Source organism: Syntrophaceticus schinkii, assembly GCF_000946815.1.
Lineage (GTDB): Bacteria > Bacillota > DSM-12270 > Thermacetogeniales > Thermacetogeniaceae > Syntrophaceticus > Syntrophaceticus schinkii.
The window spans coordinates 1-3,298 of record NZ_CDRZ01000077.1; the positions used below are offsets into that span (position 1 = coordinate 1).

The 3,298-nt window shown below is 40.1% G+C and carries 3 protein-coding genes and 1 pseudogene; 2 read left to right on the forward strand and 2 right to left on the reverse strand.

The features are described 5' to 3' along the window. The coding region (locus SSCH_RS17385; protein WP_156972100.1) for a LuxR C-terminal-related transcriptional regulator at positions 1 to 551 on the forward strand (551 nt) is incomplete at its 5' end. 655 nt (positions 552 to 1,206) lie between these two features. Here the strand turns inward: SSCH_RS17385 and SSCH_RS04650 are convergent. Then, positions 1,207 to 1,890, reverse strand: coding sequence for a hypothetical protein (locus tag SSCH_RS04650; RefSeq protein ID WP_044664457.1), 684 nt, complete (start codon positions 1,888 to 1,890; stop codon positions 1,207 to 1,209). Between the two features lie 562 nt (positions 1,891 to 2,452). Between SSCH_RS04650 and SSCH_RS04660 the strand changes: the two genes are divergently transcribed. Next, positions 2,453 to 2,671, forward strand: a complete 219-nt coding sequence (locus tag SSCH_RS04660; protein ID WP_044664459.1) for a hypothetical protein — start codon at positions 2,453 to 2,455, stop codon at positions 2,669 to 2,671. Positions 2,672 to 2,856: 185 nt separating this feature from the next. On the opposite strand, the pseudogene SSCH_RS04665 reads toward SSCH_RS04660, so the two are convergent. Next, a pseudogene (locus tag SSCH_RS04665) lies at positions 2,857 to 3,298 on the reverse strand (transposase); the annotation flags it as partial.

Here is a 3,298-nt window from a genome sequence, read left to right on the forward strand (position 1 = left end):
TTGGCTACCTCGACATTTCGATGCATGCTGAGAAAGAACTGGGCTTAGCTGTTGCACACCTGCAGACACTTACCATTTTGATCGAACGGGAGTTTTCGCTAATGGCAGATTGCTGCCAGGATCTAAACACCGGTGATATGTTACCGGCACCCTGCCTTATCCCACCGGAAGTGGCTGTAAAACTTACCGCCCGTGAGCATGATGTCCTGAGTCTGTTACTTTCCGGGCTGAGCAGCAGAGAGACAGCAGCAAAGCTTCACCTCAGCGTTTCCACTGTTGAAGGCTACCGCAAGCAAATATACCAAAAGCTTGGTGTGAAAGGTGGCCTAAAAGGGATCCTGTCGCCTCTCCCCCCGACATTGGGAGTGAGAGGCGACACCATGTCAGAAACCAGACAACGATATGATGATGAGTTCAAAAAGAATGCAGTAAAGCTGAGTTATGCAGGCAGCAAAACAGTTAAAGGGATAGCGGGTGATCTTGGAATCAGCGTGAGCCTGCTGTACCGTTGGAGGAAAAATTCACTCCGGAAGGAGAGAAAACGTTTTTAAATCTAAGGGAGAATATAGTTTAGAATTAGTATAAAGCCAATCCGAGCAATTTCAGACTTTTGATCTTTGGGCTCCTGGCATCTATCACCAGCAACAGGCGGCTTTTGGGATAGCCGCCTGTTAAAATTCCGTGATTAAAATATCGCTTTTGCTTTGGGCTGCACAACGTATAATGTATACTCACTCACTGGCGCATCTTATATAACTGGTTTCTTTTTGTTACAGTAATTATTAAAAGTAATATTATAATGAATGTATTTAACAAGTAGAAGATGATTTTTTCTTGTATGCGGGCAAGGGGTACTAAAAAGAGAATGGTACTTACAAGAAATAGGCACACTAGAAATATCGTATACCATTTTAATGTTGATATCCGGTAGTCATAATGTTTTTTCCAATATATAATTTTAACTGCCCCGTATATAACACAGGGTAATCCTATAGATAAATCTTCGAGCCACATCAAGGGATCATATATAACAGCTAATAGAAAACTTAAGCCGCCAAATAGAAAGCCTCCATCTATTGAATCCCATATCTTTTGATATTGTGTCTCTTTTTTTTTCTTGTTTTTCATTATTTAAAATTACCGCAGACTCCGCTTTTCCATAATTGTCCGCACATAAACTTGCATAGAGCAAAAACCGGGGGCAATTCAAAAAAAAACCATACATCCCATAGTACATGCTAGCGCACCAGCATATCTACAACACCAGTATTCCCAATTAATAGCTGCCATTGTAATTTTGGAATCATGTTTTTCCATAAACGCAGCTAGTTCCTGATTGTTTTGCTCGTTTGCCCGGGCTATTTCTGCTAGGCTAATACTGTTTTCTTTAATTATACCATCATTTTGATACTCTTTAACGATTACCCTTTCACCGCCGTTATTTTTAACGGTGTTCAACTTCAATATTTCGTTGTTATTACCATTGATGACCGCATACAAAAGCGTATCATTCGTTTCTTTAAATGCTCCGGAGATATAAACATAATTTATAGGTTTTATCTTTACAACCCTAACTACCGAGAGATTTTCCTTTAGGTTATCAAACTCTTTAATAGATTTTAATAAACCCAAATAACCTTGCTCCTCTTTTCCTGTAATCACTTCACCACTAAGTCCAAACATCTGTTTAGCATATTCAACAATTTTAGGGTCTGCTGTGCATGATTCACAATATTGATCGGGTTTTTCTGTGGAAAAGGCCGCTTTACCTGGAACTAAACCGGACATATTCACAGCAGCGAAACCGGTCATTGCTGGGATTCCCAGCATAATAACGGTCAATATAGCAGCTACAACCTGCTGCCACCGTTTTCTAAGTATTTTTATCATTCTTAACTCCTCCCTAAGGTCAGTTTTTTCCCAGACACATCAAAACAAAGACCAAATAAAACAAAACGTCTGTAATAAGACACGGCCAACAAATAATGCTTTTTATTTGCAGTATTATCAGAAAAGACGCAATAGCGGCTGTTATTCCTGAAATACCCAAGGTCACATATTTGAGTCCTTGTACTTTGTGAGAAAAATAATAACTGATAGCGATCACTGACGAGCCGATCAGTGCAAGAATTGCGAGGTGAAACTGACTGATTGGTAAACCAAGGTTGCCAAAGTTACAGGATACACAAGTCGTACTCCGTTTCAGCCAGATAACATAAAGCGCAAAAATAATGGTTGCTGCTAACACAATACTTAATATTTTTCTCAAAACATACCCCTACCTCCAGACCTACTGCTCGACACTGACAAGAATCTTTAACCTACACCACCGTTAAACACACCTCACCTCCCTGGAAATTGGATTACAATTCTTATTAAACACAGATATTTATTTTCCTGCCGGATATTCCCAACAGGGTCAAAACACGACACAAGCGGGCTATATTGAGGCATGAACGGGTTTGGACATAAAAACAGCCGTTGCAGCAACGGTCATTTTTATTTTAATAATGCTATTTTTCATTCTATTTTATTATTGAAAATGGCGGCTTCCGGAATGTTACAGCAGTTTGCTATCATTTCATATGGAGAACAGTCAGCATTTTTAATAGGGGGGATCCTTATAGAAATATTAAAATATTTTCCCGGTTTTAGAAGTGAGCAGACATGAAAGAAGGTTGTAGCAAGTATTTTTTATGTTTTAATATAATTGTCGGGCTTGCGAGTGGTTTGGCAGTTTCTTCTTGGTGCTAGGAATGTTTCTTTTAGCATGTTCGATAGTAGATTTAATTTTGCACTGTTTCCGTAAAAAAAAGGTACGCCAATTAAACAATCAATCATAACAGCAAATCACCGATCCAAATTAATTGCCAGGAACTGTAACATGATTACGCTTTCAGCTGTTTCTTTCAGGCGCGCCATGATCCGGGCTAGGCCATATCTGCGTTTGCCTACTCCAAAACCACCTTCGATTTCGTTGCGCTCTTTCATATCTTGTTTTTCAAGCTCTTTATTTGGTCGGCCATCCCGGGGTGGGCGTCCCAGCGGTGGACAGCTTAATCTGATGCCATTTTTCTTGCAATATGAACGATTATCCCGGTTGCGGTAGATTTTATCTGCTAAGATTGCTTCGGGATAAAACCCAAAGCGTTCCTTGTAATTTTCTACAGCCTTCTGTAACTCACAGCTTTCATTGAAGGAATCCCAACTGAGGTGATCGATATAGAAGTAGCCATCTACCATGCTGACGGCTACTTTGGCTCCGAATTCGGTGTTGGCTTTGGCTTTGCCCCGTACT

What these genes read in the sequence shown, in the direction of transcription:
- SSCH_RS04660 (WP_044664459.1), top strand. Translation starts at nt 2,453, where the DNA reads ATGAACGGGTTTGGACATAAAAACAGCCGTTGCAGCAACGGTCATTTT.
- SSCH_RS04650 (WP_044664457.1), bottom strand. Translation starts at nt 1,890, where the DNA reads ATGATAAAAATACTTAGAAAACGGTGGCAGCAGGTTGTAGCTGCTATA.